Source organism: Isoptericola luteus (assembly GCF_020297055.1).
Taxonomy (GTDB): Bacteria; Actinomycetota; Actinomycetes; order Actinomycetales; family Cellulomonadaceae; genus Isoptericola; species Isoptericola luteus.
This window is the reverse complement of sequence record NZ_JAIXCQ010000001.1, coordinates 68,184-82,712: the sequence shown is the minus strand read 5'-3', so window position 1 is coordinate 82,712 and position 14,529 is coordinate 68,184. Positions and strand designations below refer to the sequence as shown.

The window sequence follows — 14,529 nt, the reverse complement described above, 5'->3', positions numbered from 1 at the left end:
CCGGGAACAGGCGCGGTACCGTCGTCCTTGGCAAGTTCCAGATTGGAACTTACCTGACAGGCCCGGATGGACGCACGCCCGTCACCGAGGAGAGGATGAGCGCCATGCGTCGTGAGGAGCTCGTCGACACCGACTGCGGCATCGCCCAGGCGCTCGGCGTCGTCGGGGACTGGCAGACCCTGCTGATCGTGCGCGAGGCGGCGGCGGGCGTCACCCGCTTCGAGGCCTTCACGCGTGAGCTCGGGCTGTCCCGGCGCGCGCTCGCCGAGCGCCTCGGCGGGCTCGTCGAGCACGGGGTGCTCGTCAAGGTGCCGTACTCGGACCGCCCGCCGCGCTACGACTACCGCCTCACCGCGCGCGGTGAGGGGCTCCTTCCCGTGCTGCTCGCGCTGCAAGAGTGGGGCACGCGGCACGTGCTGGGCGACGGGTCGCTGACGGGCGGTCTCGGCGAGGCCGAGCTGCACCGCGTGCGCGGGCTCGCTGGCACGCGGGTGCCCGACGTCGGGCTGGAGGCCCACGACGGGACCGAGGTGCGGCTCGTGGACCCCGAGGCGTGGACCGTCCTGTTCTTCTTCCCCGGCGCGTACGCTCCCGGGTCGGCCGGATATCCACCGCGCTGGGGCGAGGTGCCCGGGACCGGCGGCTGCACCCTCGAGTGCGTCACCTACGGACGCCGGCACGCCGCGCTCGTCGGTGCCGGGGCGCGCGTGCTCGGCGTGAGCACCCAGCACCCGGAGCAGCTCGCCGCGTTCGCCGCGCACGCGGAGCTGCCGTACCGTCTGGCGTCCGACCAGGACGGGCTCGCGTCGTCCGCCCTACGGCTGCCCGTGTTCCGCGCGGGCGGCTCGGACCGGCTCAAGCGCGTCACGCTGCTCGTCGACCCGGAGGGCGTCGTCCGGCACCTCCAGGCGCCCGTGACCGACCCCGCACAGTCTGTGGACGACGCCCTCGACGTCGTGCGCCGCCTCGCCACCACCACCTGAGCCCTGCGTCGTCGCTCGGTGCGACCGCGACCGGGTCCGGCGCTAGGGTCGTGGGGAGCACCGACGCCGCCGGAAGGAACCCCCATGACCTCTCCGATCAACCCTGAGGCCACCGACGCCGCCGGCCACTGGACCGAGCACGTCGCCCACGCGTCCGTGCACGTCCAGCAGCCGCCGGACCGGGTATGGGCGGAGCTCATGCACCCGGGCGCACGGTGGATGCTGGGCGCCAACGTCGAGACGGACTACCGGCCGGGCAGCCCCATCACGTTCGAGGGGCACTTCTTCGGCCGCGTGTTCGCGGACAAGGGCGAGGTGGTCGCCGTCGAGCGACCGCGCCTGCTGCACTTCACGCACTTCTCGCCGCTGGGCGAGCTCGAGGACTCCCCCGAGAACTACCACGACATCCGGATCACCCTGGAGCCCGACGCCACCGGCACCGTCGTCACCGTCGAGCAGCGCAACGTCGACACGGCCGAGCACGCCGCACGCTCCGAGGGGCACTGGAAGGACGCGCTCGCGACGCTCGCGCACCGGGACGGGGCACCAGCACGCTGACGCGTCTCGCGGTCGGTCGCACCGTCGGCGTCGCCACGGCCGGGCTGCTGCTCGCGGCCTGCGGCGGCCCGGTGGGCGAGCCGAGCCCGGCGCCGGCAGCCACGTCCCGTTCCGCGTCGCCGACGACGACGGCCCCGTCGGTGACGCCCTCGCCCGAGTCCCCCTCGCCCAGCGCGACCCCCTCGACCAGCTCCGCGCCCGACGACGAGCTGGCGGGCTGGTCGCTGGCGCAGAAGGTGGGCCAGCTTCTCGTCGTGGGCGTCTCGGTGAGCGACCCGGAGCCCGTGAGCGCCCGCGCCGTGCGCCAGCACCACGTCGGCAACATCTTCCTGCACGGCCGCAGCGACGCCGGGGTGGCCGCCACGCGCGACCTCGTCGAGAGATACACGGGCCTCGTCTCGCCGCGCACCACCCGCGGCACGCCGATGCTCGTGGCCACCGACCAGGAGGGCGGCAAGGTCCAGGTGCTGACCGGGCCGGGCTTCTCCGACATCCCCGCCGCGACGGAGCAGGCCACCTGGCCCGTGACCACGCTGGAAAATCGCGCCGAACGGTGGGGCACCGAGCTCGCCGACGCCGGCGTCAACCTCAACCTCGCACCGGTGATGGACCTCGTGCCACGCGAGTCAGCCGCGGACAACGCGCCCGTCGGCGCGTTCGACCGCAGCTACGGCTTCACCGCCGCCTCCGTGTCCCGGTCCGCACAGGCGTTCTCGGCGGGGATGGAGTCGGCCCGCGTGGCCCCGGTGATCAAGCACTTCCCCGGCCTGGGGCGGGTCACGCAGAACACGGACGGCGAAGCGGGTGTCACCGACGACGTCACGGGGCCCGGCGCGCCGTCGGTGCGCCTCTTCGCCGACGCGATCGACGACGGGGCGCCCTACGTCATGGTCGCGACCGCCGTCTACACCCGGATCGACCCCGACGATCCCGCCGCGTTCTCGCGCGACGTCGTCACGGGCCTCCTGCGCGACCACCTGGGCTTCGACGGCGTCGTCATGACCGACGACGTGTCGGCGACGGCACAGGTGCAGCCGTGGACGCCCGGCGAGCGGGCCGTGCGCGCGGTGGACGCGGGAGTCGACCTCGTGCTCGCCTCGGCGGACCCGACGGTCGTGCCGGCGATGGCGGACGCCCTGGTGGCGGAGGCCCGCCGGGACCCGGAGTTCGCGGAAAGGGTCGACGAGTCCGCCCGCCGGATCCTCGCGGCCAAGGCGGCCCTCGGCGACTGACGCGAGCCACGAGCACGGGCGCCGGTCAGTGCCGGTCAGTGCCGGTCAGTGCCGGTCAGTGCCCGCCGGAGACGACGAAGACCAGGCCGAAGGCGACGGCGCCGACCACGACACCGAGGCAGGCGATGGCCCCGACGAGGCGGACCGGCGTCGGGCGGGCGATGGTCACGGTCGCGCTCGCGGTGGCCTCGCCGTCGGACGACGCCGCGGCAGCGCCCTCGGGCGCGACGGGTGCGGTCCCCGCCAGCAGCCGCAGGCCGAGCGCGAACAGCGCGGGGGCGCCGGCGCCGAGGATCAGCCCGGCCACGAGGACCTGCATCAGCGCGCCCCAGTCGATGAAGCTCATGCCTGAACCTTCCCCTGCGCGGCGCCGACGGGCGCCAACGACTCGACGGACTCGACCGACCCGAGGATCGGGCCGACCGCGGTGGGCACGGCGGGCAGCGGACCCACACGCTCGGGGCCGACCTCACCGGTGGTGGCGGCGACGGACTCGAGGTCCGCGCCCTTCTCCTCGTCCCACGCCTCGTTGACGTTGTTGTGGTCCACGGGCTTGCGACGGGAGGCGATCCAGATGGCGGCCGAGGTGACGATCAGCAGACCGAAGACCGCCAGCGTGCCGGCCGTGCCGCCGATCGCGGACTCCAGCCAGTGGCACACCGCGCCGACGAGCCCGGCCGCGGGGAGGGTGACCAGCCACGCCACGAACATGCGCCCCGCGACGTTCCAGCGGACCTTCGCGCCGGGCATGCCGACACCGGAGCCGAGCACCGATCCGGTCGCGACGTGCGTGGTGGACAGCGAGAAGCCGAAGTGGCTCGAGAGCAGGATGACGGCGGCCGACGACGTCTCCGCCGCCATGCCCTGCCGCGAGTCGATCTCGACGAGGCCCTTGCCGAGGGTGCGGATGACCCGCCAGCCGCCCAGGTAGGTGCCGAGCGCCATCGCCACGGCGCAGCTGAGGATCACCCAGAACGGCACGCTGGAGTCGGCCGGCACGGCGCCACCCGCGATGAGCGCGAGCAGGATGATGCCCATCGACTTCTGCGCGTCGTTGGTGCCGTGCGCGAGGGAGACGAGGGACGCGGAGCCGATCTGCCCCCAGCGGAAGCCGCGGTTGCTGACCTCCTGCGGCACGCCGCGCGTCAGGCGGGCCACGAACCACGTGCCCAGCCCGGCGACGGCGATCGCGATGACGGGCGCGAGCAGCGCGGGCACCAGCACCTTGGAGATCACGCCGCTCCACAGCACGCCGGAGGTGCCCACGGCCGCGAGCACGGCGCCGACCATGCCACCGACGAGAGCGTGCGACGAGCTCGACGGGATGCCGAACAGCCAGGTCACCAGGTTCCAGACGATGCCGCCGACCAGACCCGCGAGCACGACGGGGAGCGTGATGACTCCGGCGTCGACGATGCCCTTGGCGATGGTCGCGGCGACCGCGAGAGACATGAACGCGCCGACCAGGTTGAGGACGGCGGACAGGGTCACGGCGGTCTTGGGCTTGAGGGCTCGCGTGGCGATGGAGGTTGCCATGGCGTTGCCCGTGTCGTGGAAGCCGTTCGTGAAGTCGAAGGCCAGTGCAGTCACGACGACGAGCGCGAGCAGAAGCGTCTCGGTCACGCCTTCCATGGTGGGGGGTGGACCCGGGGGTTTTCGACCACGAGAGGACCACCGGGTGAACTGTTCGAGGAGAGTTCACCTGTTGTTCATCTTGGCCCGGTGTGTCGCCCGGCGCGTCAGCTCCGGGGCCGCAGCAGCGGGGGGTCGAGCACCACCGGGACGCTCGCCGGGCCGTCGTCGCCGGTCGCGGCGGAGCCGCCCACGCCCTGGATTCCGGGGGCTCGGACCGCGGCCCGGTAGAGCGCGGCCGGGCGCCCCGCACCACCCGAGGTGAACCGGCCGGTCTCGACGAGCAGCCCCGGCGTCCCCGTGGCCTTGCGCGAGAAGTTGCGCGGGTCCAGTCGCACGCCCCAGACGGCCTCGTACACCCGCCGGAGCTCGGCCACCGTGAACTCCGGCCCGCAGAAGGCCGTGGCGAGCGGCGAGTACTCGAGCTTGGACCGCGCACGCTCGACGCCGTCGGCCAGGATCCGCCCGTGGTCGAACCCCAGCGCGCCGGGGTCGAGCACGTCCGCCACTGGGTGCCAGGCCGCGCCCGCGGCGTCGGAGCCCGCCCGCACCAGCCCGAAGTCCGGCGCGAGGAGCAGGTAGGCCACGGACAGCACCGGCCCGCGGGGGTCGCGTCCGAGCGGCCCGTACGTGCCGAGCTGCTCCAGGTACCCCGGCGGGGCGATGCCCGCCTCCTCGGCGAGCTCACGGGTCGCGGCGGCGGCGAGCCCTTCCCCCGGCAGCACGAAACCGCCGGGCAGGGCGAGCGCCCCGCGGAACGGCTCGACGCCGCGCTCGACGAGCAGCACGTGCAGCGCGTCGTCGCGCACCGTGAGCGCGACGACGTCGACGGTCACCGGCAGGAGCGCGGCCCCCGGCGGCACCTCGGCGCCGGCGACCGGTCGGGAGGGCGGAGGCATGGCGTCCATCCCGCCACCCTACCGGCTTTGATGTCAGCTTGACGAGAACCCCGACCACCCTTAGTGTCATCCTGACATCAATTAATCGTCACTCTGACAGGAAAGAGGGTGCCCCTCATGGCCACCATCCGCAGCTACCCCTGGATCCGCCACTTCCTCGGCAGCCCCACCGGGCACGTCGTACACCTGCGGCACGGCCGCGTGGCGCACGAGGGCGTGGGGCAGGCGTTCTGGTTCCGCCCCACCACCTCCGTGCTCAGCGAGGTACCGGTCGACGACCAGGAGCTGCCCGTCTTCTTCCACGCCGTCACGACCGACCACCAGGACGTCACCGTGCAGGCAGGCGTCACCTACCGGTTCACCGACCCGGTGACCGCCTCGCAGCGCCTGGACTTCGCCGTCGACCCGCACAGCGGGGCCACCAGCACCGACGGCCGCGACCAGGTGACGAGCATCGTCGGACAGCTCGCCCAGAGCCACGCCACCGACGTGCTCGCCTCGATGTCGCTCGCACAGGCCATGACGGCCGGCGTGCCCCGGGTCCGCGCGCTGCTCGGCGAGGTGCTGCCCGCCGACCCCCGGCTGGCCGCGACCGGCATCGCCGTCGTCGGCGTCCAGGTGCTCGCCGTGCGGCCCGAGAAGGACGTCGAACGAGCCCTGCAGACCCCCGCCCGCGAGCACGTGCAGGCCGAGGCCGACCGCGCCACCTACGAGCGCCGGGCGCTCGCCGTCGAGCGGGAGCGCGCCATCGCCGAGAACGAGCTCGCCAGCAAGATCGAGCTCGCCACCCGCCGCGAGCGCCTCGTCGCGCACGAGGGCGCGAACGCCCGCCGGGAGGCCGAGGAGAAGGCCGCTGCCGCCCTCGTCGACGCCCGCGCGCGGGCCGAGCGGGGGCGGCTCGAGACCGAGTCCCGCGCCGACCAGGTCCGAGCGGTCGGCCAGGCCGAGGCGGACGCCGAGCGCGCCCGGATGGACGTGTACACCGAGGCCGGGCAGGGCACGCTCGTCGCGCTCGCCCTGCGCGACGCCGCCTCGTCGCTGCCCGCCGTCCAGCACCTCACCGTGACGCCCGACCTCCTCACCGGGCTGGTCGGCTCGCTGGTCCAGGGCGCGCTCGGCGGCACCCCGGACGGTGACGGCACTCCGGCGCGGAAGGCGGCCTGACGTGCTGCGCCGCCGGGCCGTCGTCGTGCACCGCCGCACCGAGCTGGACGAGCTGCTGGACCGGCACGGCACCCGCGGGCAGGCCGAGTTCTTCCTGCGCGCCCGCGGGCGCACCCTCGCCGAGGTCCAGGAGCGGCACGACGCCCTGACCGACGCCCGCGCCGCCGTCGTGGGCGCCCTGCCCGCGGGCTGGGCCCGGGCCGACGTCGAGCGCGCGGACCTGTCGCGGTTCCTCGTCGCGCCCCAGGACGTCGTCGTGGTGGTGGGCCAGGACGGGCTCGTGGCGAACGTCGCGAAGTACGTGCACGGGCAGCCGGTGCTGGGCGTCGACCCCGAGCCCGGCGTCAACGCGGGAGTGCTGGTGCGGCACTCCGTGCGTGCGGCGACGCGCCTGCTGCGCTCGCTCGGCGACGCCCCGGGTGGCGCACCAGGTGGAGCGTCGGCCGGCGCGACGGGCGGCGCCGGCGCAGATCGAGCCGCCCTGCTGCCCGTCGACGAGCTCACCACCGTCCGCGCCGACCTCGACGACGGGCAGCACCTCACGGCGCTCAACGAGGTGTTCGTCGGGCACCCGTCGCACCAGAGCGCTCGGTACGCGCTGCGGTGCGGCGCCGGGGGCGAGCGTCAGTCGTCGTCCGGGCTGCTGGTGGCGACGGGGACGGGCGCGTCCGGCTGGTGGGCCTCCCTGGCGCACGACCGCGGCGGGCGCACCGCCCCCAGCCCGACCGAGGACCGGCTGGGCTGGTTCGTCCGCGAGGCGTGGCCGTCCCCGGGCACCGGCACGCGGTTCACGGAGGGCACGATCGAGCCGGGGGACGTCGTCGCCCTCACCGTGGCGTCCGACCGGCTCGTCGTCTTCGGCGACGGGATGGAGGACGACCGGCTGGTCGCGTCCTGGGGCCAGACCGTCACCGTGCGGACCGCGGAGGAGCCGCTGCGGCTCGTCAGGCCCTGACGTCCGCCCGTCCCAGGACGTCGAGCACCCACGCGTTCTCGAACGCGATCTCCTCCCAGCGCGCGTAGCGCCCGGAGACGCCCCCGTGCCCGGCCGACATCTCGATCTTGAGCAGCGCCGGCGCCCCCGCGGCGCGCAGCCGCGCCACCCACTTGGCGGGCTCCACGTAGAGCACGCGGGTGTCGTGCAGCGAGGTCGTGGCGAGGACGCGCGGGTAGTGCGCGGCGTCGTCCGGCACGTTCTCGTACGGGGTGTACGAGCGCATCAGCGCGTACGCGTCCGGATCGTGCAGCGGGTCGCCCCACTCGTCCCACTCGACGACGGTCAGCGGCAGCGAGGGGTCCAGCATCGACGTCAGCGCGTCGACGAACGGCACCACCGCGAGCACCCCGGCGAACAGCTCGGGCGCCAGGTTGGTCACCGCCCCCACCAGCAGGCCGCCCGCGCTGCCGCCCTCGGCGACCATCCGCCCGGGCTCCGTCCAGCCGGTGGAGACCAGGTGCCGGCCGCACGCCACGAAGTCCGTGAAGGTGTGCGGCTTGGCGGCCAGCTTGCCGTCGTCGTACCAGCGGCGGCCCAGCTCGCCGCCGCCGCGCACGTGCGCGACGGCGAACACGACGCCCCGGTCCAGCAGGCTCAGTCGCGGCACGGAGAAGTAGGGGTCGATGCTCGTCTCGTACGCGCCGTACCCGTACAGCACCAGAGGCGCCGGCTCCGCGCGGGTGCCCTGCCCGTCCAACGTCACCGCGTCGCGACGCCACACCAGGCTGATCGGCACCCGCGCGCCGTCCTCGGCGACGGCCCACTCCCGGCGCTGCACGTAGTCGTCCGGGTCGTAGCCGCCCAGCACCGGCTGCCGCTTGCGCACGTGCCGCTCACCGGTCGACAGGTCGACGTCGACGACCGTCGCCGGCGTGACGAACGACGTGTGCTGCACCCGCAGCAGGGGCTGGCGCCAGTCCGGGTTGGCGTCCAGGCCCACGGAGAACAGCGGCTCGTCGACGTCGATCTCGGTGACCGGCCACGGCGACCCCTGCTCCACGGCCCCCAGGTCGACCACGCCCACGCGCGGCAGCGCGTCCGCCCGGTAGGCCAGCGCCACGTGGCGCGCGAACGCCTCCACGCCGTCGAGCCGGACGTCCGCCGAGTGCGGCACGACGACGCGCGCGGCCGCCGGGTCGAGGGGCACCGCCGCGGCGCCCGGCGCGGGACGCGCGGGCACGTCCGTCAGCACGAGCTCGAAGTTCCGCGCGCCGTCGTTGTGCAGCACGAGCAGCGCGTCCCGCGGCGCGACGCCGGCACCCGGGGCGGCGGGCAGCTCCACGTGCTCGACGGAGTACTCCACGCCGTCGCGGCGCTCCCACACCCGCCGGAAGGCACCCGTCGGGTCGTCGGCCTCGAGCACCCACGCCTCGCTCGTGGTCTTGGACCCCAGCTCCACGACGAGGTAGCGCCGCGAGCGCGACAGGCCCACGCCCAGCCAGAACCGCTCGTCCGGCTCCTCGAGCACCAGGACGTCCTCGCTCGCCGGGGTGCCGATCCGGTGGCGCCACACCCGGTACGGCCGCCAGGCCTCGTCCACGGTGAGGTAGAAGACGTGCTCCCCGTCGGGCGCAAGCACGGCTCCGGGGGCCGTGTCCTCGACGACGTCGGGCAGGTCGGCGCCCGTGGTCAGGTCACGCACCCGCAGCGTGTACCGCTCGTCGCCCGTGGTGTCGACGGCGTACGCCAGCCGCGTGCCGTCGCCCGAGACGTCGAACGAGCCGAGCGAGAAGAAGTCGTGGCCCTCGGCCTCGGCGTTCTGGTCGAGCAGCACCTGCTCGCCGTCGGGCACCACGCCGGGCTCGACGGCGGGCGGCGTCCACCCGTCCGCGGTGGCGACGTCGGACGCCGCGACGCGGGCGTGGACCGGGTACTGCCGGCCCTCCTGCGTGCGCGTGTAGTACCAGGCGGCGTCCAGCCGTGTCGGCACCGACAGGTCGGTCTCCTGCGTGCGGTCCTTGATCTCGGTGAACAGCGCCGTGCGCAGCGGCGCCAGCCCGGCGAGCTGCTGCGCCGTCCAGGAGTTCTCCGCCTCCAGGTGGGCGAGGACCTCCGGGTCCTCCTTGGCGCGCAGCCACTCGTAGTCGTCGACGGCGGTGTCCCCGTGGTGGGTGCGCCGCACCGGGCGTCGCGGGGCGACGGGAGCCTGGTCGGGTTCGCTGCTCTGCGCTTCAGCGGTCTGCGGTTCGGTGCTCTGCGGTTCGGTGCTCTGCGGTTCGGTGCTCTGCGGTTCGGTGCTCTGCGGTTCGGTGGGCTGCGCGACGTCGGACACGCGGCCAGGGTACGCGGCGGCACCACGCCGCTTCAGGCGCGACATCTCGGCTCCGCACGGCGCCGCTCGGCAGATCACGGCTCGGCAACGGTTTGCGGCGAGCATTCCCGCGACCGCGGAACGACCTCCCGCTGCCGACCTGGGCCGCAGCACGGCGAGAGCCGGGGCCGATGCCAGACTGTGATCCGCGCGTGTCACGTGGGTCACATTTTGCTCGCTACACTTCCGGCACGCTCGCGAAACCCTGGTGATACATGGCCCTTTTAGTGTCTCTGCATCTCCGGGGCGAGCGGGTAGGACCCCGAGCTGCCTCGGGCGCCATACCCCGACCCGACGGAGGACCCGGTCGAATGACAGCGGACCGACCCACCCGCGCGACCGTGCTGCGCCGCACTGCAGCGGCACTCGCGATCGCGCTCGCACCACTGGCCGTCGCCACACCCTTGGCGACAGCAGCCACCGGCACCGGCACCAGTACCGGCGTCGCCACCACCACAGCGACCGGCGTGCCGACCACCACGACCTCGGACGTCGCGACCGACTGCAAGCCCGACGACACCACCGCGTGCGTCGCCGCGTTCGTCCTCACCGACGAGAACGAGCGCATCCCCGACGTGGCGGTCACGATCACGGGCCCGGACGGGTTCAGCGCGGCCTTCACCACCTCCTCGGAGGTGCAGGCGGTCGCCGTCCCGACGAGCGGTCAGTACACCGCGACGATCGACCCGACGACGCTGCCCGCCGACCAGCCCCTCCCCGAGGGAGCGCCGGCCGAGCTCGAGGTGACCGCGCAGACGGGCGGCGTCGCCCGCGCGGCGTTCCGCGTCGGCGCCGACGCGGCCGCGCCCCCCGCCCAGAGCGAGACCAGCTCCGCCCCGGCCGACGACGGCCAGGAGGCGGCGACGGACGCCGGGGACGGCGTCGGCGCGGCCCCCGAGGGCGACGCGTCGGAACGGTCCTTCTCGTGGGGTCAGGTGTGGCAGCAGATCGGCTCCGGCCTCCGCTTCGGCCTGCTCCTCGCGCTGGCGTCCATCGGGCTCAACCTGATCTTCGGGACCACCGGCCTGTCGAACTTCGCGCACGGCGAGCAGTTCGCGCTCGGTGGCGCGCTCGGGTACCTCACGATCAACACGATGGGCATGTCGATCTGGCTCGGCGGCCTGCTGACCATCGCGGTCTGCGCCCTCACCGGGCTCGCGCAGGACGCCGGGATCTGGCGGCCGCTGCGGCGCCGCGGCACCCCGATCATGCAGATGATGATCGTGTCGATCGGCCTGTCGATCGCCCTGCAGTTCTTCATCCAGTTCCTCATCGGCGGCGGCACGGAACGCATCCTCACCAGCAACCCGAGGCCGTGGACGCTGCTGGGGATCACCCTCAGCGCGGCGTCGTGGATCTCCATGGGCGTCGCCGTCGTGTGCATGGTGGCCGTCGCGTGGTTCCTCACCCGCACCCGGATCGGCCGTGCCACCCGCGCCGTGTCGGACAACCCGGCGCTCGCCGCGGCGACCGGCATCGACCCGGACAAGATCGTCCGCATCGTCTGGGTGGTCGCCACCGGGTTCGCCGCGCTGGCCGGCCTGATGTGGGGCATCTCGTTCGGAGCGGTGAACTGGCAGCTCGGCGTCCAGCTCCTGCTGCTGATGTTCGCCGCGGTCACGCTCGGCGGGCTCGGCACGGCGTTCGGCGCTCTCGTGGGCTCGATCCTCATCGGCCTCGTCGTCGAGCTCTCGAACCTGTTCATCCAGTCCGACCTGCGTTACGCGTCGGCTCTCGTGATCCTCATCCTCGTGCTCCTGTTCCGCCCGCAGGGCATTCTGGGCCGCCGCGAGCGGATCGGCTGAAAGGAGTACCACCATGGACGAGTTCAACCGCATCCTCGAACAGACGCTGGCCGAGTTCATCGCTCCCACGACTGCCGCCTACGCCATGGCCGCCATCGGTCTCAACCTGCACTTCGGGTACACCGGGCTGCTCAACATGGGCCAGGCCGGCTTCATGCTGCTCGGCGCCTACGGGTTCGGCATCGCCACGATGGCCGGTCTCCCGTTTCCGGTGGCCATCCTCGTGGCGCTGGCCGCAGGGACCGTCTTCGCCCTGATCCTCGGCATGCCCACGCTCCAGCTCCGGGGTGACTACCTCGCGATCGTGACCATCTCCGCGGCGGAGATCATCCGCTGGATCGGGCGCTCCACCTGGCTCCAGGAGTGGACCGGCGGCGCGTCGGGCCTCCAGGGCCGTGACTACAAGGACAGCTTCCATGCGACGTCGCCGCTCGGCGACGGGAGGATGGCGCTAGGACCGCTCGAGTACATCAACACGGGCTCCGACTCGTGGTGGACCCGCATCTTCGCGTGGGGCCTGGTGGCCCTCGTGCTGCTGTTCGTGTGGCTCATCACCCGCAGCCCGTGGGGGCGCGTGCTCAAAGGCATCCGCGAGGACGAGGACGCCGTGCGGGCCCTGGGCAAGAACGTCTACGCCTACAAGATGCAGGCCCTCGTGCTCGGCGGCGCCATCGGTGCGCTCGGCGGCGTGCTCTACGCCCTCCCGCTCGCCATCGCGCCGGACGCCATGAGCCGCACCATGACGTTCTTCGTCTGGACCGTGATGCTGCTCGGTGGAGCGGCCACGGTGTTCGGCCCGGTGCTGGGCTCGATGGTCTTCTTCGCCGCGTACATGCTGATGCGCACCGGCATGCGTGCCGTGGCCGACAACACGGGCATCGGAGACGTCATCACCACCAGCAACGTGGAGCAGATCGGCGGCATGCTCGTCGGCGTGACCCTGATGCTTCTGGTCATCTTCCGCCCACAGGGAATCCTCGGGAACAAGAGGGAGCTCGCCTTCAATGCCCACTGACGAGAGCATCACGACCACCCCCGAGAGCGTCGCCGACACCGCGGCGGCAGCCGCCGTGGCGCCCGTGACCACCCACCACCAGCAGGTGCTCGCCAAGCTGGCCACCGTGGACCACGTCCCCGGCGCAGCCAAGCCGGACGCCATCATCACGGCGGACCACGTCACCCGGCGGTTCGGCGGCATGACAGCGGTCGACGTCGACCACCTCGAGGTCCAGGAGGGCGCCATCACCGCCCTCATCGGACCGAACGGCGCAGGCAAGACGACGTTCTTCAACCTGCTCACCGGCTTCGACCGGCCCAACCAGGGCAGCTGGACGTTCCAGGGCAGGTCGCTGTCCGGCAAGAGCGCCGCGGCCGTGGCCAAGATCGGCGTGGTGCGCACGTTCCAGCTCACCAAGGCGCTCTCCCGCCTCACCGTGCTGCAGAACATGCTGCTCGCCTCGACGCACAACCCGGGCGAGAACCTCTGGCTGTCCTGGCTGCCCTTCACCTGGCAGAAGCACGAGAAGGCCGCGACCGAGAAGGCGATGGAGATCCTCGCCCGGTTCAAGCTCGACACCAAGGCGTCGGACTTCGCCGGGTCGCTCTCCGGCGGGCAGCGCAAGCTGCTCGAGATGGCGCGCGCCCTCATGACCGACCCCACCGTGATCATGCTGGACGAGCCCATGGCGGGCGTGAACCCGGCGCTCGTGCAGTCGCTCCTGGGTCACATCCAGGCCCTGCGCGACGAGGGCATGACAGTGCTGTTCGTCGAGCACGACATGCACGCCGTGCGGCACATCTCGGACTGGGTGGTGGTCATGGCCGAGGGCCGGATCGTCGCCGAGGGACCGCCCGCGTCGGTCATGCGGGACCAGGCCGTCGTCGACGCCTACCTGGGGGCCCACCACGACACCGACCTCGGGGACGACTCCCTGCTGGACCCCAAGATCCTGGCCCGGCTCGAGGCCGAGGAGGAGAAGCGATGAGCGACACCGCAACGCTGCCCGGACCCGCGCCGGCGGGCAAGAACGACTCCGACGACGTCCTGCTGCGGGTCGACAACCTCGTGGCGGGGTACATCCCCGGCGTGAACATCCTCAACGACTGCTCGATCGAGGTCGGCAAGGGCGAGCTCGTCGGCATCATCGGCCCCAACGGGGCCGGCAAGTCGACCCTGCTCAAGGCGCTCTTCGGGTTGGTGAAGATCCACTCCGGCACCGTCACCATGCTGGGCCAGGACATCACCGGCATGAAGGCCAACGCCCTCGTCGCGCGCGGCGTCGGGTACGTGCCGCAGAACAACAACGTGTTCCCCTCGCTCTCTGTCGAGGAGAACATGCGCATGGGCGTGTACCTCAAGCCGAAGACGTTCGCCGAGCGCTGGGAGTTCATCGGGGACCTTTTCCCGGTGCTGCACGATCGGCGCGCGCAGCGGGCGGGCGCGATGTCGGGCGGCGAGCGCCAGATGGTGGCCATGGCCCGCGCCCTGATGATGAACCCGTCGGTGCTGCTGCTCGACGAGCCGTCGGCGGGCCTGTCCCCGGTGCGTCAGGACGAGTCGTTCCTGCGCACCCGCATGATCAACAAGGCCGGCGTGTCGGTGATCATGGTGGAGCAGAACGCGCGGCGCTGCCTGCAGGTCTGCGACCGGGGCTACGTGCTCGACCAGGGCACGGACGCCTACACGGGCACGGGCCGCGAGCTCCAGGCCGACCCCAAGGTCATCTCCCTGTACCTCGGCACCCTCGCCGAGGACGTCGACGCGGGGGCGGACGCACCCAAGGCCGACGCACCCAAGGCCGACGCCCCGCCGGCGGTGACTCCTGCCGCGGCGGGCCCCGCCACGGTCACGGACGCGGCCGCACCGGACACGCAGACGCCGGACACGCAGACGCCGGACGCCACGTAGTCCTGGACGGGCACAGCGAGAGGCCCGGTTGCCCCCGCGG

Annotated in this window: 12 protein-coding genes and 1 pseudogene; 9 read left to right on the top strand and 4 right to left on the bottom strand. The window is 73.0% G+C overall.

The genetic code is table 11. The annotated features are described in order from the left end of the window. The first annotated feature begins 95 nt into the window (after nucleotides 1-95). The 3 genes from LEP48_RS00375 to LEP48_RS00365 all read left to right on the top strand — a co-directional run bounded on the left by LEP48_RS00375 (nucleotide 96) and on the right by LEP48_RS00365 (nucleotide 2,773). Nucleotides 96-983 (top strand): redoxin domain-containing protein, encoded by an 888-nt coding sequence (locus tag LEP48_RS00375; RefSeq protein WP_225563530.1) that lies wholly within the window; start codon nucleotides 96-98, stop codon nucleotides 981-983. Nucleotides 984-1,067: 84 nt separating this feature from the next. Continuing rightward, nucleotides 1,068-1,541: an SRPBCC family protein gene (locus tag LEP48_RS00370; RefSeq protein WP_225563529.1), complete on the top strand. Its 474-nt coding sequence runs from the start codon at nucleotides 1,068-1,070 to the stop codon at nucleotides 1,539-1,541. 140 nt (nucleotides 1,542-1,681) lie between these two features. Further along, on the top strand, nucleotides 1,682-2,773 hold the full coding sequence (locus LEP48_RS00365; protein ID WP_225563528.1) for a glycoside hydrolase family 3 N-terminal domain-containing protein: 1,092 nt from the start codon (nucleotides 1,682-1,684) through the stop codon (nucleotides 2,771-2,773). A gap of 55 nt (nucleotides 2,774-2,828) precedes the next feature. Here LEP48_RS00365 and LEP48_RS00360 read toward each other — a convergent pair whose 3' ends face one another. The 3 genes from LEP48_RS00360 to LEP48_RS00350 form a co-directional block, all read right to left on the bottom strand. Further along, nucleotides 2,829-3,119 carry a hypothetical protein gene (locus LEP48_RS00360; protein WP_225563527.1) on the bottom strand — a complete coding sequence of 97 codons (291 nt, stop codon included), beginning with the start codon at nucleotides 3,117-3,119 and terminating at the stop codon, nucleotides 2,829-2,831. Further along, nucleotides 3,116-4,396, bottom strand: a complete 1,281-nt coding sequence (locus LEP48_RS00355) for an inorganic phosphate transporter (RefSeq protein ID WP_422723784.1) — start codon at nucleotides 4,394-4,396, stop codon at nucleotides 3,116-3,118. Before LEP48_RS00355 ends, LEP48_RS00360 begins: the two co-directional genes overlap by 4 nt. A 116-nt stretch (nucleotides 4,397-4,512) precedes the next feature. Continuing rightward, nucleotides 4,513-5,304 (bottom strand): NUDIX hydrolase, encoded by a 792-nt coding sequence (locus LEP48_RS00350; RefSeq protein ID WP_225564088.1) that lies wholly within the window; start codon nucleotides 5,302-5,304, stop codon nucleotides 4,513-4,515. A gap of 117 nt (nucleotides 5,305-5,421) precedes the next feature. On the opposite strand from LEP48_RS00350, the gene LEP48_RS00345 reads away from it, so the two are divergent. Beyond that, nucleotides 5,422-6,468: an SPFH domain-containing protein gene (locus tag LEP48_RS00345; protein ID WP_225563525.1), complete on the top strand. Its 1,047-nt coding sequence runs from the start codon at nucleotides 5,422-5,424 to the stop codon at nucleotides 6,466-6,468. A gap of 1 nt (nucleotide 6,469) precedes the next feature. Beyond that, nucleotides 6,470-7,423: a diacylglycerol kinase catalytic domain-containing protein gene (locus LEP48_RS00340; protein ID WP_225563524.1), complete on the top strand. Its 954-nt coding sequence runs from the start codon at nucleotides 6,470-6,472 to the stop codon at nucleotides 7,421-7,423. Here LEP48_RS00340 and LEP48_RS00335 read toward each other — a convergent pair. Next, entirely contained in the window at nucleotides 7,413-9,737 is a 2,325-nt protein-coding gene (locus tag LEP48_RS00335; protein ID WP_340162847.1) for a S9 family peptidase, read from the bottom strand. The two genes, LEP48_RS00340 and LEP48_RS00335, sit on opposite strands and share 11 nt — an antisense overlap. Nucleotides 9,738-10,087: 350 nt before the next feature. Between LEP48_RS00335 and LEP48_RS00330 the strand changes: the two genes are divergently transcribed. The 4 genes and pseudogenes from LEP48_RS00330 to LEP48_RS00315 form a co-directional block, all read left to right on the top strand. Next, a complete protein-coding gene (locus tag LEP48_RS00330) occupies nucleotides 10,088-11,581 on the top strand; it encodes a branched-chain amino acid ABC transporter permease (RefSeq protein WP_225563523.1) in 1,494 nt (497 codons plus the stop codon). A gap of 13 nt (nucleotides 11,582-11,594) precedes the next feature. Next, on the top strand, nucleotides 11,595-12,596 hold the full coding sequence (locus LEP48_RS00325) for a branched-chain amino acid ABC transporter permease (protein WP_225563522.1): 1,002 nt from the start codon (nucleotides 11,595-11,597) through the stop codon (nucleotides 12,594-12,596). After that, nucleotides 12,586-13,566, top strand: a complete 981-nt coding sequence (locus LEP48_RS00320; RefSeq protein WP_225563521.1) for an ABC transporter ATP-binding protein — start codon at nucleotides 12,586-12,588, stop codon at nucleotides 13,564-13,566. The genes LEP48_RS00325 and LEP48_RS00320 overlap by 11 nt, the downstream gene beginning before the upstream one ends. Next, nucleotides 13,563-14,339 (top strand): annotated as a pseudogene (locus LEP48_RS00315) (ABC transporter ATP-binding protein); the annotation flags it as partial. The gene LEP48_RS00320 and the pseudogene LEP48_RS00315, both read left to right, overlap by 4 nt. Nucleotides 14,340-14,529 lie beyond the last annotated feature (190 nt).